Raw genomic sequence first — 17189 nt, 5'->3', positions numbered from 1 at the left:
GGCATGGCCGCAAGTTTGTCAAGAATGTTTTAAAAATAGCCTTATTCGTGTTATACTGATATTTCATTATGAGCTTATTGTCTGTAGTATTTGTTGCTTTGGCGCTTTCTGCTGACTGTTTTGCCGTATCAATCGGCATAGCTTGCACCCATACAGATGTTAAACCCCGTATTATGTGGCGGGTGGCTGGCACGTTCGGTTTGTTTCAGGCCGGTATGGCGGTTATAGGTTATTACGCCGGTCTAAGTATTGCAGATGTTATTTCCTCTTTTGACCACTGGGTTGCTTTTGGCCTGCTGACAGTAATCGGCGGGCGTATGGTATATGAGTCTGTGCAGGGGGAAGATGACCAGAAACTGGTCAGGCTTGACCTGACCCGCGGGCTTGGACTGTTGGGGGTGGCTATTGCCACTTCTATAGATGCGCTGGCTGTAGGCCTGACCTTTTCGCTGTCCGAAACTAATATCGGGCTTGCGGCTTTGCTGGTAGGTGCGGTTTCTTTGGCGGTAAGTTATCTGGGTTTCAAACTGGGTAACCGTATCAGCCATTTGGCCAGCCGCTGGGTAGGTATAGCAGGCGGGCTGATACTGTGTCTTATCGGGCTGAAAATACTGGCGGAACATACGCTGGGCTGGGACATATTACTGTAATACCGGCGAAATGATTGCGAAATAATAATGTTGATTTAGCTTTGGCTGTATTTGACAAGCGGTTATTTACATGCTAATTTATATAAATACGGAAGTTATATACCGTATATAGGGGTAAGTATGAAAAGGGTACAGATTAAAGAAGAACTTTGTATGGGCTGCGGCCTGTGCCGTGTAGCCTGCCAGACCGAACACTCGGTCTCTCATGACGTTATCAAGGCCGTCAAAAAGGAAAATCAGAAGCCCAGAATACGGGTGGAACGCAAGGGTGAGATAAGTTTCTCTGTGCCCTGCCGCCACTGTGATGAGCCATGGTGTGCTTATTCCTGTATCAGCGGTGCTATGACCCGTGACCCCATAACCGGCATTGTTTCCAGTGACCCTGAAAGATGTATCGGCTGTTGGACATGCATTGTGGCCTGCCCGAATAGCGCTCTTATAAAAGACAAGGCTAACCATGTAATTCTCAAGTGTGATTTGTGCGGGGGCAAAGAAATACCCGCTTGCGTAGCCAACTGCCCTAATGAAGCTCTGGGGCTGGTTGACGGCTAAAAGGCTGGCAAAAAGATGATTGCGCTTGTAGATTACGGTGGGGGTAACCTGAAGAGTGTGGCCAATGCCATACATGCTTTGGGTTATGAGTTTAAGCTGACTTCCTCCCCTGAAGAGATTCTTTCAGCCGAAGCAGTTATTCTGCCCGGGGTAGGTGCAGCCGCCGATACCATGGCCGGTTTGCAGTCCAAAGGGCTGGATAAAGCTATAAAAGAGCTGGTTGCGCGGGATATTCCCCTGCTGGCTATCTGCGTGGGTATGCAGGTGCTTTTTGATTATACTGCCGAGGGTGATAATACCAAGTGTCTTGGCATTTTAAAGGGTGATGTGAAACGCCTGCCCGAAGGGTTAAAAATACCCCAGATGGGCTGGAATCAGCTTAAACAGAGGGTTTCGCACCCCATATTTGAGGGTATACCTGACGGAATAGATTTTTATTTTGTTCATAGTTATTATGCCAGCCCTGCTGACCCCGGCATTATCGGGGCGACCACAGACTACGGGGTGGATTTTTGCAGTCTGGTTATCAGTAAACGCCTTATCGCTACCCAGTTCCACCCTGAAAAGAGCGGTAGCTACGGCTTAAAGTTATATCAAAACTTTTTTAAGATGGCTCTGGGAGATAAAAAATGAAAGCCGATTATTTGATTGTAGGATGTTCTGCCGGCGGTATAGGCGCGGCGGAGGCTATTCGGGAAGTAGACCGTGACGGTTCTATTGTTATAGTAGGGGAAGAGCCTTATCTGGCATATTCCCGCCCCATGATAGCCAAATATCTTTCCGGACAGAAGACTGTGGAAAAAATACTTTTCCGCCGCCCGGAATTCTATACCAACAACAACATCACCTGCCTGACCGGCGTCAAAGCGGAAGCAGTGGATACAACTGCCCATGAAGTCAGCCTGTCAAACGGTGAAAAAGTAGCCTACGGCAAACTCCTGCTTGCCCCTGGCGGCAAACCCATTGTTCCGCCTATTGACGGGGCAAACAAAGCGGGTGTTTTCAACTTTATAAATATGAAAGACGCCTCTTTGATAGACAGCTATGTAAAGGCTGAAAATGTAAAGAAGGCAGTTATCATAGGGGGCGGACTTATCGGCATGAGCGCCGCGGATGCCCTGACCAAGCTGGGTATTGAAGTAGATATTATAGAGCTTAAAGGCCATATCCTGAATACTATTCTGGATGAAGCGGCCGGCAAGATAGCCGCCCAGACTGTCACCTCTTATGGGGTGAAACTGAATACCGGACGGACTGTCAGCAAGGTATTAGGTTTACATAAAGTTTCAGGCGTAGAGCTGGATAACGGCCACCAGATAGAAAGCCAGATGCTGGTAATAGCTATCGGCGTTATTCCCCGGACTGAGCTTTGTAAAGCTGCCGGTCTGGAAGTAAACCGGGGGGTGGTGGTAAATGACAATATGCGTACCAGCAGCCCGGACGTATACGCCTGCGGTGATGCCTGTGAGTCTTTTGACTTTATTTATAACAGCCGCCGGGTTACCCCTATCTGGCCGAATGCCTATATAGGCGGGCGGATAGCTGGTTACAATATGGCCGGTTTGGAGACCACCTATCATGGCGGTACGGTGATGAACTCGCTTAACTATTTTGGTATGGATATTGCCACTGCCGGCATGTCGGTTTTGCCTCCAGATGCTGGCGGTCTTGAGGTTATTTCCACTCTGACTGCCAACGGCTATAAGAAACTGGTCTTAAATGAACAAGGCAAGATTGTGGGCATGTTAACTCTGGGCGAAACGGATACTGCCGGTATTATATTCGGCCTTATGCGTGACCAGAGTGATGTGCGTCCCATCAAAGACAATATACTTAATGAAAATTTTGGTCTGGCCTATCTGCCGGCTGACAGCCGCGAAGAGCACCTTCATGGCAATACTTCGGGCAGGGTAGCCCCGGCAGATTTTAAGCATTAGCAGGAGATTTCCATGAGAGACTTAACTAGAGTAAGCAATAGCCATTCGGACAGCAAGGTTATAGATGCCTGTTCGCTTTTCGGTATGATGGATACCTCCGGAGGACGTTTCTCCGGGGCAGATTTAATTACGGCCATTGGCAGTATGCATGACCGCGGAAACGGTCTGGGCGGCGGTTTTTCCGCTTATGGAATCTACCCTGATTTTGCAGATGATTATGCTTTCCATATCATGTTCCTCAGCCAGCAGGCTAAGACGGAAACAGAGTGTTTTCTGGAAAGCTCTTTTAATCTTAAACACAAAGAAGAAGTTCCTACCCGTGACCAGCAGGGGATAACTAACCCGCCCATTGTCTGGCGGTATTTTGCTTCGGTCAGCCCTGAAAAATGCGGTAAGTTTATTGAAGAAGATTACGTGGTAGACCGGGTAATGTATATAAACACCTGCATAAATGATGCCTTTGTTTTCTCAAGCGGGAAAAACATGGGTGTCTTTAAGGGTGTGGGCTATCCCGAGGATATCGGGCGGTTCTTCCGCCTGGAAGAATACGAAGGATATTTGTGGACTACCCACGGCCGCTTTCCTACCAATACCAAGGGATGGTGGGGAGGTGCTCACCCCTTCTGCCTGCTGGACTGGACAGTGGTGCATAACGGGGAGATTTCTTCCTATGGCATAAACAAGCGTTTTCTGGAGCAGTACGGATACAAATGCACTATGGAAACTGATACCGAGGTGGTTGCTTATGCCGTAGATTTGCTGATGCGTAAGCATGGCCTGTCTGTTGGGATGGCTGCCAAAGTGCTGGCTGCCCCTCTTTGGAATCAGATAGCCCGGTTGCCGGAACACGAACGCAAGATTATGACTACTCTTCGCCAGATTTACGGCGGTTTGCTGCTTAACGGCCCGTTTACAATTATTGTGGCTCATACCGGCGAAATGATAGGTATGACTGACCGCATCCGTTTGCGTCCTATGGTGGTCGGTGAATACCGTTCCAAGCTGTTTATTTCTTCTGAGGAGTCTGCCATCAGGCTGATACAGCCTGAACTGGATAAGGTCTGGCTGCCTGTCGGCGGCGAACCGGTGGTGGGCAGTTTGCAAAACCCCATTAAGGTGCAGAAGGAAGCTACTGCATGCTGAATAAACGGGTTATTCCATGTTTAGATGTGAATAACGGGCGGGTAGTAAAAGGCACCAGCTTTGTTAATCTGCGTGATGCCGGAAACCCGGTGGAACTGGCGGCGCGTTATTACCGCGAAGGCGCTGATGAGCTGGTGTTTTTAGATATTTCAGCCACTACCGAAGAACGCAAGACTATGGCCGAGGTGGTAGAGCAGGTATCCAAGGAGGTTTTTATACCTCTGTGTGTGGGCGGCGGGCTGCGGAGCATTGCGGATATGAATACTCTGCTTCGGGCCGGGGCTGACAAGGTCTCTATAAACTCGGCAGCCGTATCTGACCCGGATTTGATAAGCCGGGGGGCTGAAAAATTCGGCCGGCAGTGTATTGTAGTGGCTATTGATGCCAAACGTGAAGGCAGCGGCTGGCAGGTTTATACCCATAGCGGAAAGAAACCCGCCGGGTTGGATGCGGTGGAATGGGCTATTAAGGCCGAAGCACTGGGTGCCGGGGAAATACTCCTGACCAGTATTGACGCCGACGGTAAAAATACCGGATATGACAATGAGCTTAACCGGGAAATCAGTTCCCGCTTGAATATACCCGTTATCGCCTCTGGCGGGGCGGGTAGCCCGGAAGACTTGTATAATGCCCTGGATAAAGGGCAGGCGGATGCGGTGCTGGCGGCCAGCATTTTCCATTACGGGCGTTACACTATAGCCGAAGTAAAACAATATCTTAAGAGCAAGGGTTTGCCGGTAAGGCTGGAGAACTAAGATGAAGACATTTTTACCTTCTAAGTTTATAGTAGACAGGATTGAAGACCGTTGTATTAAATGCAAAGTCTGCATAACCCAGTGCAGCTTTGATACCCATTATTATGACGAAGATGATGACCAGATAAAGGTCCGCAACCAGAACTGTGTGGGTTGTCACCGCTGTGTGACTTTCTGCCCCACCAATGCTCTGGTAGTGCGCAATAATCCTTTGGAATACCGCCAGAATGCCAACTGGACGCCCGAAATGATAGAGGATATTTTCAAGCAGGCAGAAACAGGCGGCGTTCTCCTTACCGGTATGGGCATGGATAAGGCTAAACCCATTTACTGGGATAAACTGCTTATAAACGCTTCACAGGTAACCAACCCTTCCATAGACCCTCTGCGTGAGCCTATGGAACTTACCACCTATCTGGGACGCAGGCCTGATAAAGCCGCTTTTGATAATTGCGGTAATGTGGAAGAAAACATTACCCCCCTGGTGAAAATAGATGTGCCGGTTATGTTTTCCGCCATGTCTTACGGTGCTATCAGTCTGAATGTCCACCGTTCCCTGGCTCAGGCAGCTAAAAATATGGGCACTATGTGGAATACCGGTGAAGGCGGTCTCCACTCCAGCCTGATGGAATTTAAAGATAATACCATTGTTCAGGTAGCTTCCGGCCGTTACGGCGTTCAAAATGATTACCTTAATTCCGGGCGTATTGTGGAAATCAAAATAGGCCAGGGTGCCAAACCCGGCATAGGCGGACATTTGCCCGGTGAAAAGGTAAGTGCTGATGTTTCGCTTACCCGGATGATACCCATGGGGACAGATGCTATTTCCCCTGCCCCCCAGCATGATATTTACTCTATAGAAGACTTATCCCAGCTTATATATGCGCTTAAAGAAGCCACCCATTACCGCGTACCCATTTCGGTAAAGATTGCGGCTGTACATAACGTTTCGGCTATTGCCAGCGGTATAGTCCGGGCGGGTGCGGATATAGTGACCATTGACGGTATGCGGGGTGCTACCGGGGCTGCACCTAAGGTTATCCGTGATAATGTGGGTATACCTATTGAGCTGGCTCTGGCGGCGGTTGATTCACGGCTGCGTGAAGAGGGTATCCGTAATCAGGCTTCGCTGGTGATTTCAGGCGGTATCCGCAACAGCGGTGATGTTTTCAAGGCTATTGCTTTGGGTGCTGACGCTGTAAATATCGGTACGGCGGCTTTGGTGGCTTTAGGCTGCCATCTCTGCCAGCAATGCCATACCGGCAAATGTGCTTGGGGTATTTGTACCTCGGATTTGGCTTTGACCAAGCGGATTAACCCTGAGATAGGTGCCAAGCGCCTGACCAATCTGCTGCGCGGTTGGAGTCTTGAGATTAAAGACATGCTGGGCGGCTTGGGCGTAAACGCTATTGAAAGCCTCAGAGGCAACCGCCTCCATCTGCGGGGTGTAGGTCTATCCGCTGAAGAGCTGAAAATACTTGGAGTAAGGGCGGCAGGTGAATAAATGACTAGTATCGAAGTGAAACAAAACCAGGATACTGCCTGTGTAAATTTGCACGGTGTTTATTACCGTGAGCTTAATACCCGTTTGGCAGAGCTGGTAAATCAGGGTGTCCGCTCTTTGGAACTTAACAATGCCTGCGGCCAGCGTTATATCGGTACCAGCCTTAAAGGTGACTTGAAAATAACCATAAACGGCACACCCGGCAACGACCTGGGGGCTTTTATGGATGGCCCCAGTATAACAGTAAACGGAAATGTGCAGGATTGCTGCGGCAATACTTTAAATAACGGCTGTATTGTCGTTCACGGGCATGGCGGGGATATATTCGGTATGTCTGCCCGCGGCGGCAAGCTTTTCGTGCGTGATTATGTGGGTTACCGTGCCGGTATTCATATGAAAGCCTATCAGGATAAAAAACCGTCTCTGGTTATCGGGAATACCGCCCAGGACTTTCTGGGGGAGTATATGGCCGGAGGTGTGCTGGTAGTACTGGGTTTGGGTCTTGGGGAAAATGAAACCCACAAGGCCAACTTTATCGGCACAGGCATGCACGGCGGCGTAATATATATGAGCGGCAAGGTTGAAGAACACCAGCTTGGCAAAGAAGTGGCTATAGCCGAGCTGGATGAGACCGATTGGAAAACTTTACGCCCTTTAATTGATGAATTTGCTCTCCACTTTGGTTATAATGCAGAGGAGATAGCTGCCAGGCCTTTCTACAAGCTTTATCCGAAGTATCTCAGGCCTTATGGCAGAATGTACGCTTATTAAGAAACACTTAAGGCGGGCCAGTTGTTAAAACTGTTTATTGTGACTGCAGATACTAAAAAAATGGGCAGTTTGCTTAGGGAACTGGAGGCTGACCGGTTTGAAATAAAACAGGCGGCCTCTTTTGTTTTGGCTTATCCTCTGCTTGCTGAATTTGTACCTGATATTGTCCTGCTGGATTTTCTTAGCCTGAAAACTGAGGAATCCGAATGGGAAATCCCGGAAAATGTTTCCTTAGCCAAAAACCCCCTTATTATGGGCCTGCTGCCGGCAGATGATTACGAAGAAATAGCCCTTAAACCGGGATTGGATGACTTTATCCGCTGGCCGGGTTCGGTAAATGAGCTTAAAGTGCGGCTGGTGCGGCTGGCTGAAAAATGGGGCATGAGTGAGCCGGGTATTATCCGGGCCGGTGACCTCATAATAGATACCCTTGGCTGTGAAGTCACTCTGTCAGGGCGGCTGCTTGACCTGACCTTCCGTGAATTTGAGCTTTTAAAATTTTTAGCCCAAAACCGGGGGCGGGTTTTTTCGCGTGAGGCTTTGCTTAACAAAGTGTGGGGTTATGACTATTACGGCGGAGACCGCACGGTTGATGTCCACATAACCCGCCTGCGCGGCAAAATAGAAGACCAGACCCATACCTTTGTTGAGACTGTGCGTAACATAGGCTACCGTTTTAAACGCCGGTTTTAACCCTGTAGTCTCCTTTATCCCTGGATTTCGTAATATTCCCGAAATATAAAATTAATTTAATTGCAATATAAACTTAATCTGTTGTTAACCTTCCATCGGTAAACTGTATGTAATAAAAATACAGAAGGAGGGTTTAGTTATGGACAGCGGCGATACGACTTGGTTACTTGTCTCTACCGCTCTGGTCATGCTGATGACTCCGGGCGTGGCTCTGTTTTACGGAGGCATGGTCCGGCGCAAAAATCTGGTTTCCACCCTTATGATGAGCTTTGGGGCTATGGCTCTGGGTGGAGTGCTCTGGGTTTTGATCGGCTACAGTCTTGGTTTCGGTAACGATATCAACGGTCTGGTAGGCGGTCTGAACTTCCTGGGTTTAAATGGTGTGGGGCAAGATCCATCTGACACTTATGCTACCACAGTACCTCATCTGGCCTTCATGATGTTCCAGGGTATGTTTGCCATTATCTCTCTGGCCCTTATTACCGGTGCGGTAGTAGAGAGAATCCGCTTTAGTGCTTTGCTCCTGTTTGGGGCACTCTGGCTTTGCCTTATCTATTCGCCCATTGCCCACTGGGTCTGGGGTGATGGTGGTTGGTTATTCAATCTGGGTGTTTTGGACTTTGCCGGCGGTACTGTTGTACACATCAACGCTGGTGTTTCTGCAATGGCTTTGGTATTGGCACTGGGTGCCCGCCGCGGTTTCCTTAAAGAACAGATGGAACCCAATAACCTGCCCATGGTTATGCTGGGTGCGGCTCTGCTCTGGTTCGGTTGGTTCGGTTTCAACGGCGGCAGCGCTTTAACTGCCGGTGGTCTGGCTTCAAATGCTTTTGTTACTACTAACACTGCGGCTGCCAGTGCAGCTCTGTGCTGGATATTCCTTAGTTGGCGTCATCGCCGGCCGTCGCTTCTGGGTGCAGTTACCGGTGCAGTTGCCGGTTTGGTAGCCATTACCCCTGCGGCTGGTTTTGTAACACCTTTGGCGGCTATCGCTATCGGTGCGGTGGCAGCTCTGGTTTGCTACGGTGCTATGATATTCAAGATGAAACGCGGATTTGATGATTCACTGGATGTTATGGCAGTACACGGTGTAGGCGGTATCTGGGGTGCTTTGGCAACAGGTATCTTTGCCAGCGTGGCGGTAAACTCTGCCGGTGCTGACGGTCTGTTGTCCGGTAACGTGGAACTGTTCCTTAAACAAGCTTTGGGTGTGGCTGTTACAGGCGGCTTTGCCTTCGTGGGCAGCTTCATAATTGCCAAGGTGGTAGATAAGCTGGTAGGCCTGCGGGTCAAAGAACCCGAAGAAATGATAGGGCTTGATATTGCCCAGCACTCTGAACGGGCTTATGGTGGGAGTTTAAGATGAAAAAGATAGAAGCCATTATCCGCGAAGAAAGATTGGAACCGGTTAGAAAAGCATTGGAACTGGCAGGTTTTGCCGGGTTGACTGTCACCGAAGTCAGCGGACGCGGAAAGCAAAAGGGTGTTCCGCTTCAGTGGAGAGTAGGTGAATACCGGGTAGAGTTTCTGCCGAAGCTGAAACTGGAGATGATTTGCCACGATGATGATTGCCAGGTTGCAGTTGATGCCATCGTCAAGGCTGCCCGGACAGGACGTATCGGAGATGGTAAAATATTCATAATGCCAGTTGAGCAGGTGGTGCGGATTCGTACAGGTGAAACAGGCAGCGAGGCTGTCTAAGCCATACGTGCCGTAACATCACTGAAACAAATACGAAATAATGCTGAAATATATAACTGGTAGACTAAACAACTGATTTGGGGAAAATATTTCCCCGGCAATAAAAGGAGATACGTTAGAAATGACGAGGGCAGAATCTGTAGAGTACGTTCTTAAAACGGCTAAGGATCATAATGTACGGTTTATTCGCCTGTGGTTTACTGATATTTTGGGCACCCTGAAAAGTTATTCCATTGCCTATAACGAGCTTGAAAGGGCTTTGGAAGACGGCATGGGTTTGGACGGTTCTTCTATTGAAGGTTATGCCCGCATAGATGAATCTGACATGTTGGCCTTGCCTGACCCGGATACTTTCCGGATTATGCCCTGGTCAAATGGTGAATATCAGGTTGGACGTATGTTTTGCGATATCAAACACCCGTCCGGCGAGCAGTTTGAGGGTGATCCCCGCTATGTCCTGAAGAGGAACTTGAAAAAAGCGGCTGATATGGGTTTTACATTCTATGTCGGGCCTGAACTGGAGTATTTTTACTTCAAGAATGACCGATCAACCGAGTTTTTAGATGAAGGCGGCTATTTTGACCTGACTCCCCGTGATTTGGCCACCGACCTTCGCCGCGAAACTATAGTGGCTTTGCAGGACATGGGTATCATAGTTGAATATGCTCACCATGAAGTTGCCCCCAGCCAGCATGAAATTGATATCCGCTATACTGATGCTTTAACCATGGCGGACAATGTTATGACTTATAGATTGCTGGTTAAAGAAGTGGCTCTGCGTCATGGTTTACATGCCAGCTTTATGCCTAAGCCTGTTGGTTCGGTAAACGGCTCCGGTATGCATACCCACCAGAGTCTTTTCAAGGGTGACAAAAATGCCTTCTTTGATGCCAAAGATTCCTATTACCTGTCTACTATGGCCAAGCAGTATATTGCCGGTATCCTTAAATATGCTCCCGAATTTACCGCAGTTACTAACCAGTGGATAAACTCCTACAAGCGTCTGGTACCCGGTTTTGAAGCTCCGGTATACCTTTCCTGGGCACGGCGCAACCGGGCTGACCTGGTACGGGTACCTGAGTACAAGCCGGGACATGAGAAATCCACCCGCATAGAGCTCCGCTCGGCTGACCCGGGCTGTAACCCTTATCTGGCTTTCAGCGTTATGCTGGCCTCCGGTCTTAAGGGTATTGAGGAAAAACTGACTCCTCCCGCCCCCATTGAAGAAAATGTTTATGAGATGAACGAAGCTGAGCGTGCCAAACGCGGCATCGGGACTTTGCCCGGCAGCTTGCTGGAAGCCCTGAAGCTGACCGAGGGCAGTGATCTGATGCGTGAAGCTCTGGGTGACCATGTTCATAAGGCATTTATCTCTAACAAGAAAATAGAGTGGACTGAGTACAGCGCAGCTGTTACTGACTGGGAACTCAAGAGATATTTGCCCCTCCTCTAGTCTTTACTGAATAAATTGGCGCAGGGTCTGGTAAATGGGTTACAATAGCCTATACCAGACCCTGTTTTTTATATATGAGGGAAGTATGGGGAAATTGCGTTTAGCAATGGCACAAATTGATAGCGTGGTGGGTGATTTGGCCGGGAATACGGCCTGTATTATCCGCCATATTCAAGAGGCTCGTTCACTTGGCGCAGACGTAATAGTTTTTCCCGAACTGGCCATCTGCGGCTATCCGCCCGAAGATTTACTCCATAAACCCCGTTTTGTTGAAGGTAATCTTCACTCGCTTGACTCTGTTATCAAAGCCTCAGAGGGTATTACGGTTATTGTGGGGTATGTGGATTCCCATAACGGTCTGCATAACTCTGCCGCCATTATTCATAATGCCAGCCTGATTGACAGTTATCATAAAATATTCCTGCCTAATTACGGCGTGTTTGATGAGAACCGTTATTTTCTGCCGGGTAACCGCTGCCCTGTGTATACAATCTGCGGGCTTCGGGTGGGGGTGAATATCTGTGAAGATATCTGGTTTGCCTCAGGCCCGTCTACCGCTCAGTCCAACAAAGGGGCGGAGCTGATTATCAATATCAGTGCTTCGCCCTATCATTTTGGCAAAAGAAACCAGCGTGAAAAGATGCTCTCAGACCGCGCCCGGGAAAACCGGGTCTATATTGCCTATACCAATATGGTGGGCGGTCAGGATGAGCTGGTATTTGACGGTGCCAGCAATGTTTTTGACTATACTGGCAATCTGGTGTTAAGGGGAAAACAGTTTCAGGAAGATTTGCTGGTGCTGGACCTGGATATACCGGCTTTAACCCGGCAAGGAGATATGAGCACTGAAATCCCGGACTCTATCTTTGTTTCAGCATCAGGTCTTAGTGAACCAAAACTGCCGTTTGAAAATAGTGACAGTGTCCCTCTGGATGCTGATGCAGAGGTTTATCAGGCGCTTTTACTGGGTACTAAAGATTACATAAATAAAAACGGCTTTAAGAAGGTGGTTATCGGTCTTTCCGGGGGGATAGATTCCAGTCTGGTAGCTGCTATAGCCACAGATGCCTTAGGTGCGGATAATGTAGTGGGGGTTATTATGCCCTCCCGTTATTCTTCCGCAGGCAGTATTTCAGACAGTTTGCGTCTGGCGGAAAACCTGGGTATAAAAACCCTGCAAATCCCCATAGACCCCATTTTCAAATCCTTTCTGAGTACCCTTTCAGAGGTATTTGCCGGAACTGAAACTGACACTACCGAAGAAAATATTCAGGCGCGTATCCGGGGCAATCTGCTTATGGCCCTTTCCAATAAATTTCACTGGCTGGTGCTTAATACCAGCAATAAAAGCGAAACCGCTATCGGCTACAGTACCCTGTATGGTGATATGGCCGGCGGTTTTGCCATTATCAAGGATGTTCCCAAGGTGCTGGTTTACCGCCTGGCTCACAACCGTAATAAATCAGCCGGCTTTGAGCTGATACCCCATAATGTGCTCACTAAACCGCCGTCTGCCGAACTTAAACCCAACCAGCTTGATACTGATTCTTTGCCTCCTTATGAATTGCTTGACCCTATTCTGGAGGCTTATGTGGAGCAGGATAAAAGCATAGACCAGATTGTGGCTTTGGGGTTTGAGGAAAGCATTGTTAAGCGGGTGGTCAAAATGGTAGACCGGAGTGAATATAAACGCCGTCAGGCTCCTCCGGGTATAAAAATCACTCCCAAAGCCTTCGGGCGTGACCGCCGTTTGCCTATTACCAACCGTTATAATCATGTTGGCTGAATACCTGCCGGGCTGGCAAAATAAACCTTGTCGGCGTTTTTGCCGGATTATTTTGCGGGGTGGTTTATATGAAAATGCCTGAAAATTTGGACCCCGAAATGATTGCCCCCTGCGGTATAAACTGCCTCGGGTGCAAGGCTCATATTATGCAAAAGAAAACCTGCCCGGGGTGTTTAAGCGATAGCCCGACCAAGGCCGCCAGTTGCCGTAACTGCCTTATCAAAACATGTGCCGCAGAACACGGGCTGAAGAGTTGCGGCGAATGCCAGACCTTCCCCTGCCGCCTGATTACCCATATTGATAAAAGGTATCGCCTGCGTTACAGCCTCAGCCTGGTTGAAAATGGACTCTTCCTGAAACAAAACGGGATGGAAGCATTTTTGGACAGGGAAAAAGAACGCTGGACTTGCCCGGAATGCGGCGGGGTAATCTGCCTGCATAATCATATCTGCAGCAGCTGCCTTAAAAAATATGAAACAGCCGGCAGCGGCTGAATTTTACTCTACCGGTAGCGCACTTAGCTTAACTGGCTGTAGATTTATCCTTTAACAGGTCTGGTTTATACCGGTGCGGTAAATACGGCAAAGGGTGCAATCTCCTTCGGGCTGCCAGTTATCATGCAGTTCCGGGCAAAAGCCCATTTCTTTCATCAGCCGCACTAAAGTACAGGCCGGCAGGCCGACTACATTCAGATAGCAGCCTTCTATCTTTTCCACCGGTTCAAATTCCCTGTCCTGTATGCCGTAGGCACCGGCTTTGTCCATGGGCAGGCCGCTTTCCACATATCTTTGGGCTTCCGCCGGAGTAAAAGGGCGCATATGGAGGCTGCTCTGACAGGTGCCGGAGCGTACCTGGCCGTTTTGGGTATTTATTAAGCAAATGCCGCTTATTACCGTATGGCTTTTACCGCCCAGCCTGAGCAGGTAGTTAAGGGCTTCTTCCGGGGAAGCAGGCTTGCCCAGTATGCCTAGTGTATCCACCACTACTGTATCTGCAGCTATGATAAGCCCCTGTCTGGTATTCCGGGCAATGTCTCTGGCTTTGGTTTCGGCATTTAAAGTGGCAAATTTGGCGGGTGCAACCGAACCGTCAGGGTGTAACTCAGCCTGGGAAGGGCAAACTGAAAACGTGAAGCCCATTTCCCTTAGTATCTGTTGCCGGCGGGGTGAGGCTGAGGCCAGTATTATTTCAGGCAGATTGGTATTTTGGCAGTCAGGCATGATTTTGTTTGCTCCCGTACCGGATATTTTTATCTGCAATCAGGCAGTGCGTCTTATTATCAAAACCTATTTGGGATTTATTTCCGGCCAAGCACTATGACCTGCATTTTAGTAAAGCCAGCGTTTCAACGTGGCTCGATTGCTCCAGATGGATGTCAAAACCCCGGAAAATCAGTCCGTTCGTTCTCGGAAATAAATCCACGGCTTTTTTGACCTCAAAATTGCCATTTTCTCGACCGCGGACGTTCTCGGAAACAGGTCGATGTGCTTGTCCCTACTTATATAATACAGCCGCACATATTTTCCAATCGCCTCGACACTTCGCTCTGAGGGAATATGTCCGAAAATCTGTGGTTTACCATCCACTCGACTCTACTGCTGGATCATGTACAGATACGAATCCCTGTCTGGGTATTCATACGGGAAAGGAAGCTCATATTTTGTTATTCGCCGATAGCCACGCTTCTCAAAAAAGCTATGACAGTTCGTGGCCACGGATGGAGTATCAAAAACAAAGGTAGTCAGTCCCTGCTCCTTTGCAAACTCCTGAAGCGTCGCATAAAGCTTTCCAAGAATACCTTGTTTTCTATAGTCCGCTCTAACAAAGCCCTTCTTAAGAACCGCATTACCGTTTCCTTTATTCATCAGCGCCAAGGTGCCAATGAGCGTATCACCCTCAACGGCCAGCCAGAACTCGCCGCCATCCTTTTCATAGCAGGTGGGTATGTCCAGCAGATCAGGTTGTTCCTCAAGCGAAAGATTTATCTTTGCCTCATTGTTCTGGATGCCCAGAATCAGGTCGATGATCTGCTGTTTGTATTTTTCCTGATAAGTGATTATCTGCATGTTATGTCCTCACCCCGTATAGGCATCATCTACGGTGTTCTTAAAGTTCTGCTTCTCCAGCCACTCGCGCTCTTCCTCGTTCTCCGGAATATCGATCCGTTCTATCTTGAAGATCACAGGCTGGGTACCGTCATTACAGCAGGCAATCATCATACGGTCATCGTTTGTCCAGCTCTTCATTATGGAGCCGCCCTGCAATGCCGTATAAACATACCGGCTGATGGCATCCCACGCTTCACCGCAGAATTTTCCGTCCATCAGATGGTAAAAGTCATCCTGCTCCGGCGTTCTCTTCAGGATAAATTCATCTCCTGCCTTAAAGAAAGGACAGGCGCCGGACTTCGGATTAGCCAGATATTTTTCTTGCAGCTCTGGAAAGACTTTCGTTTCTAATACTGTTATTTTGCATTCGTGCTGCATACTGCTGCCTCCTATAAATCTGTACTTCTCTCCACATTATAAAGACTCACACCCTCCGGTCGAAAGTCCATCTGGATTTCCCAGAACTCCACGCCCTGTTCGGCAGCCCTGTGGATCGTCTCAGAGACCTCCTCATAATGCGTCGAGCGCAGTCGCTCCTTGCGTTCGGTGATGCGATACTGATACACCTGCAGGAAGATCGCTCTCTCGTGCTCCGAAAGAGAGCCTGCCAGCTCGTTCACGTGCTTGACCATCCGGTCTGTCGATGAGAACGGCTTCGGCGGCAACGTCTTGATGGTCTCGCCGTATTTCACATTGATGGTAGTGAGTGGTGTCTTCACCTCAAGGTATGTGTCACCGACCTTAAAGTCCAGCTTGGAGATACCGAGCTTGACCTCTCTTTGTATATCGTCATACTCCGCCACAATTTTATCCAGCTCATGCTCCCGAAAGAAATGCTCCACCAGCCTGTTGGAGAGAATCTGATTGATGCCCACCCAGTTGTCATCATCCGACAGAAGCACGGCCTCAATGTCATAATGCAGCTTTCGCTTCGGATCTGGATGATAAGAAAGCAGACAAGGTAGATTCTTATTCTCCACGTCTCCGATCCGGTTTGTTGTCGGTATATGTGCGATCAGCTCCTCGCCGTCAATCTGAACGACAGCAGTGAACTGACTTTTTCTTTTTAGCATTGTGCCTCTGATAAGAGGCTCATCAAATTGGTACATTTACGCATCCTCTTTCGGCACCGGAATATAAACCATCTTCAGAGGGATCATCTTTCTGTATTTCTCGCTCAAATCTTCGTAGTATTTGAGGATTAGGTCTACCAACTCTGTGCCATTTATACCACGGATGATCGGCGTGCTATCCAGATACTTCTGAGCATTCTTCGTATAATTAGAAAGCGTCACGAACAAGCCATAATCTCCCTCGCGCATTGCACCTTTGAGGGACTGGATGGTAGTTTCCTTTATGTCGCTATCCTGACTCTTGACCTGAACAAGAATACGCGGAGGAAGCTCATCTTTATATGCTGTGATATCAATGCCGCTATCTCCACCCTGCGGAGAAACCGTCGTCCGGTATCCCATTGCCCGGAGCAGATCGGCCACAAAGGCCTCAAGATCATATCCCTTCAGCTGGCGACTCAGCTCTTTCAAAATAAAGTCCTTCGTGCTCTCAACGATATCCTCTGCGGTCGCTCCGACACTTTCATCCTCTGAATCGTCGGATGTTATCGATTTCTTAAAGTCTTTATCAAGTGCTGATAAAAACTCGTCAGCATAGTTCTTCACCGAAAAGAAAGACATCGCAGAGCCGACTTCATATAGCGCACCCTGTGAGAAGCTAAGACGCGGTATATGCTTAAGCCATTTTACTTTTCTACGCTGAACATACTCTCCGTCGTTATCCTCAAAGAAGTAATCGCCTTCAACGGTACCAATATTTATCTTCCTATCAGTTTTGGACGGAAAAACCACATAATCGCCGATCTGCACCTCATGGATAAACCTGTAGAGCATACCGGCACCATTTGCAATTTGGCCTTTCTTAGCATCCGGGTAAGCCTCTATATAATGAGCCTTAAAGGCATCTCGGTTTGCCTCAACCTTTGTAAGATCGCCAAAATCTCTCCAGCCAATCGCGATCAAGTCCTTATTTAAGAACAGACTGTCATTCTGGGTATGAATACCCCAGACCTTTTTTTCATCAGAATTTCCGTCCATAATGCCCTCCAATTAATACCAGTAT

19 protein-coding genes are annotated in these 17189 nt (G+C 48.6%); 14 read left to right on the top strand and 5 right to left on the bottom strand.

Annotated elements, in window-relative coordinates; all coding sequences use genetic code 11:
- Window positions 1–68 precede the first annotated feature (68 nt).
- The 14 genes from DET_RS05865 (at window position 69) to DET_RS05800 (ending at window position 13439) form a co-directional block, all read left to right on the top strand.
- Entirely contained in the window at window positions 69–650 is a 582-nt protein-coding gene (locus DET_RS05865; protein ID WP_010936827.1) for a manganese efflux pump MntP, read from the top strand.
- Window positions 651–770: 120 nt separating this feature from the next.
- The gene (locus tag DET_RS05860; protein ID WP_010936826.1) at window positions 771–1202 is read left to right on the top strand and encodes a 4Fe-4S dicluster domain-containing protein; all 432 of its coding nucleotides are present in this window, start codon (window positions 771–773) and stop codon (window positions 1200–1202) included.
- 15 nt (window positions 1203–1217) lie between these two features.
- A complete protein-coding gene (hisH, locus tag DET_RS05855) occupies window positions 1218–1835 on the top strand; it encodes an imidazole glycerol phosphate synthase subunit HisH (protein WP_010936825.1) in 618 nt (205 codons plus the stop codon).
- Window positions 1832–3139, top strand: coding sequence for an NAD(P)/FAD-dependent oxidoreductase (locus DET_RS05850; protein WP_010936824.1), 1308 nt, complete (start codon window positions 1832–1834; stop codon window positions 3137–3139). Before hisH ends, DET_RS05850 begins: the two co-directional genes overlap by 4 nt.
- Window positions 3140–3151: 12 nt before the next feature.
- A complete protein-coding gene (locus DET_RS05845) occupies window positions 3152–4282 on the top strand; it encodes a class II glutamine amidotransferase (RefSeq protein WP_010936823.1) in 1131 nt (376 codons plus the stop codon).
- Window positions 4276–5037, top strand: a complete 762-nt coding sequence (hisF, locus tag DET_RS05840) for an imidazole glycerol phosphate synthase subunit HisF (RefSeq protein WP_010936822.1) — start codon at window positions 4276–4278, stop codon at window positions 5035–5037. The genes DET_RS05845 and hisF overlap by 7 nt, the downstream gene beginning before the upstream one ends.
- Window position 5038: 1 nt before the next feature.
- A complete protein-coding gene (locus DET_RS05835) occupies window positions 5039–6541 on the top strand; it encodes a glutamate synthase-related protein (protein WP_010936821.1) in 1503 nt (500 codons plus the stop codon).
- Window positions 6542–7312 (top strand): hypothetical protein, encoded by a 771-nt coding sequence (locus DET_RS05830; RefSeq protein ID WP_010936820.1) that lies wholly within the window; start codon window positions 6542–6544, stop codon window positions 7310–7312.
- A 21-nt stretch (window positions 7313–7333) separates the two neighbouring features.
- Entirely contained in the window at window positions 7334–8005 is a 672-nt protein-coding gene (locus DET_RS05825) for a response regulator transcription factor (protein WP_010936819.1), read from the top strand.
- Window positions 8006–8144: 139 nt separating this feature from the next.
- On the top strand, window positions 8145–9371 hold the full coding sequence (locus tag DET_RS05820) for an ammonium transporter (protein WP_010936818.1): 1227 nt from the start codon (window positions 8145–8147) through the stop codon (window positions 9369–9371).
- Window positions 9368–9706 carry a P-II family nitrogen regulator gene (locus DET_RS05815; RefSeq protein ID WP_010936817.1) on the top strand — a complete coding sequence of 113 codons (339 nt, stop codon included), beginning with the start codon at window positions 9368–9370 and terminating at the stop codon, window positions 9704–9706. The genes DET_RS05820 and DET_RS05815 overlap by 4 nt, the downstream gene beginning before the upstream one ends.
- Before the next feature lie 121 nt (window positions 9707–9827).
- On the top strand, window positions 9828–11159 hold the full coding sequence (locus tag DET_RS05810) for a glutamine synthetase family protein (RefSeq protein ID WP_010936816.1): 1332 nt from the start codon (window positions 9828–9830) through the stop codon (window positions 11157–11159).
- A gap of 85 nt (window positions 11160–11244) precedes the next feature.
- Window positions 11245–12945, top strand: a complete 1701-nt coding sequence (locus tag DET_RS05805; protein WP_010936815.1) for an NAD+ synthase — start codon at window positions 11245–11247, stop codon at window positions 12943–12945.
- 74 nt (window positions 12946–13019) lie between these two features.
- Window positions 13020–13439 (top strand): DUF3795 domain-containing protein, encoded by a 420-nt coding sequence (locus tag DET_RS05800; RefSeq protein ID WP_234943799.1) that lies wholly within the window; start codon window positions 13020–13022, stop codon window positions 13437–13439.
- Window positions 13440–13490: 51 nt separating this feature from the next.
- Here the strand turns inward: DET_RS05800 and DET_RS05795 are convergent, their stop codons facing one another.
- The 5 genes from DET_RS05795 to DET_RS05775 all read right to left on the bottom strand — a co-directional run bounded on the left by DET_RS05795 (window position 13491) and on the right by DET_RS05775 (window position 17164).
- Window positions 13491–14165 carry a Maf family protein gene (locus DET_RS05795; RefSeq protein ID WP_010936813.1) on the bottom strand — a complete coding sequence of 225 codons (675 nt, stop codon included), beginning with the start codon at window positions 14163–14165 and terminating at the stop codon, window positions 13491–13493.
- A gap of 372 nt (window positions 14166–14537) precedes the next feature.
- The gene (locus tag DET_RS05790) at window positions 14538–15011 is read right to left on the bottom strand and encodes a GNAT family N-acetyltransferase (RefSeq protein WP_010936811.1); all 474 of its coding nucleotides are present in this window, start codon (window positions 15009–15011) and stop codon (window positions 14538–14540) included.
- Between the two features lie 9 nt (window positions 15012–15020).
- Window positions 15021–15431, bottom strand: a complete 411-nt coding sequence (locus tag DET_RS05785; protein ID WP_010936810.1) for a TIGR04076 family protein — start codon at window positions 15429–15431, stop codon at window positions 15021–15023.
- A gap of 11 nt (window positions 15432–15442) precedes the next feature.
- Window positions 15443–16162 (bottom strand): DNA/RNA nuclease SfsA, encoded by a 720-nt coding sequence (locus DET_RS05780; protein ID WP_010936809.1) that lies wholly within the window; start codon window positions 16160–16162, stop codon window positions 15443–15445.
- Complete coding sequence (locus DET_RS05775; RefSeq protein ID WP_010936808.1) at window positions 16163–17164, bottom strand: restriction endonuclease; 1002 nt, start codon at window positions 17162–17164, stop codon at window positions 16163–16165.
- Window positions 17165–17189: the final 25 nt, after the last annotated feature.

The sequence above is a fragment of the Dehalococcoides mccartyi 195 genome, assembly GCF_000011905.1.
Taxonomy (GTDB): domain Bacteria; phylum Chloroflexota; class Dehalococcoidia; order Dehalococcoidales; family Dehalococcoidaceae; genus Dehalococcoides; species Dehalococcoides mccartyi.
Note: the sequence above shows the minus strand (reverse complement) of the source record. Positions and strands in the feature narration are given on the sequence as shown.